Origin of the sequence: Nocardia sp. NPDC051052 (assembly GCF_044456045.1) — a bacterium.
Taxonomy (GTDB): domain Bacteria; phylum Actinomycetota; class Actinomycetes; order Mycobacteriales; family Mycobacteriaceae; genus Nocardia.
Genome location: NZ_JBITFL010000050.1, coordinates 1 through 1,458 on the forward strand (window position 1 = coordinate 1; position 1,458 = coordinate 1,458).

Annotated in this window: 2 protein-coding genes; one reads left to right on the forward strand and one right to left on the reverse strand. The window is 66.5% G+C overall.

What is annotated here, in order from left to right:
* Positions 1–453 precede the first annotated feature (453 nt).
* A complete protein-coding gene (locus ACIBCN_RS44505; RefSeq protein WP_396998934.1) occupies positions 454–822 on the reverse strand; it encodes a VOC family protein in 369 nt (122 codons plus the stop codon).
* Positions 823–885: 63 nt separating this feature from the next.
* On the opposite strand from ACIBCN_RS44505, the gene ACIBCN_RS44510 reads away from it, so the two are divergent.
* On the forward strand, positions 886–1,344 hold the full coding sequence (locus tag ACIBCN_RS44510; protein WP_396998935.1) for a MarR family winged helix-turn-helix transcriptional regulator: 459 nt from the start codon (positions 886–888) through the stop codon (positions 1,342–1,344).
* The last annotated feature ends 114 nt before the right edge of the window (positions 1,345–1,458 follow it).

Sequence of the window (1,458 nt, forward strand, 5' to 3'; positions counted from 1 at the left end):
TCACCCGCCGCTGCCTAGGTACTTAACCATGGCGGGTAGTGGCTTTCGACCTCGGAATATCCGGAACACCAAGTGGACATCCGCAGTTAACCGTGGCCCCTCGTGCTTCGTCGGACGGCGATTCATGAACGTCCGGCGCCGCCGCGACGCCGGCGCTCGCCTCGGCATCATCGACGTCGCGATATCGGAACTGCCGCTGCGGCAGCGGCTTTCCCGCAGGCGCGCACCGGTAACGGCGGGTCGTGACCAGCATCGTCGCGGGACGCCACCCGCACGGTTCGTGAGCAAGGCGTCTGGTCACGGTGCCCCGCGGCGATCCCGCCGACCCACAGCCAAGTGCGCAGGGCCGGACAGGCGATCACCTCGGGGTAAACAAACGTCGCCCGGATTCCCGAGTCTCGGGCGCAACCGCCGTCCTCGGGGAGGGGTGATTGCCCAGTGGCACAGGCCCTATCAGGTGCGGTCGTGGAGAGTGACCTGGTAGCCGTCGGGGTCGGCGAAGGTGAACGTTCGGCCGAAGGGGCCGTCGATCGGGGCGGCGACGATGGGGTGACCGTCGGCGACGAGAGCATCGTGAATGGCCTGAACGTCGGTGGCGTGCAGCCAGATCGCGGCACCGATGCCGGGCTGGGCAACGGATGCGAGATCGGTGCCGGGAAGGACGTCGCGGAGTGCGAACGCGATCGGCTTGGTCTCGAAGACGACGGCGTGCGGCGGACCGGCCTGCGAACGGACCAGGCCGAGGTACTTCTCGTAGAACGCCTGTGAAACGTCGAGGTCGCTCGCTTGGAGCGAGAGGAAGTCGGGGCCGGTGACGGGCATGATGCTGCTCCTTCTTTTCGTGTCAGTCTTCTGACACGGACCAATGTATGTCAGAATACTGACATGAGTCAAGACGGTGTCGGCGTCGACCTGGAGACGTCACTGGGCTACCTGCTGAAAGAGGCGTCGAGCGCCCTGCGCGCAGCCATGGAGGAGGTGCTGCGCCCGCTCGGGATGAACGTGACGCGCTACTCCTGCCTCGAGCTGCTGGCGCAACGGCCGGGCCTGTCGAACTCCGAGCTCGCGCGGGGTGCGTTCGTGACACGGCAGTCGATGAACGTGCTGCTCCAGGCGCTGGAACGGGAGGGTTACGTGACCAGGCCCGAGCAGGCGCCCGTTGGGAAGGTGCTGCCAACGCGGCTCACGCCCCGCGGCAGGCGGAGCCTGGCGAAAGCGTCCGCAGCGGTCCGGTCTGTCGAGGTCAGGATGCAGTCCGGCCTGACCGAGGCCGAGCGGTCCGGCGCGTTCCGGCTCCTGCGGAGCATGATCCATTCCCTGCGCGAGGGCAGCGACGGCGCATAGTTCGTTCGCCCGGCTCGGTGAACAGTCGGTGTACGGATCGTTCGATGGATCTTCTGGAATGTCGGGTTACGACGCGGAGTGCTAGAAACAGGACGCGACGCAAATTGGGGTAGC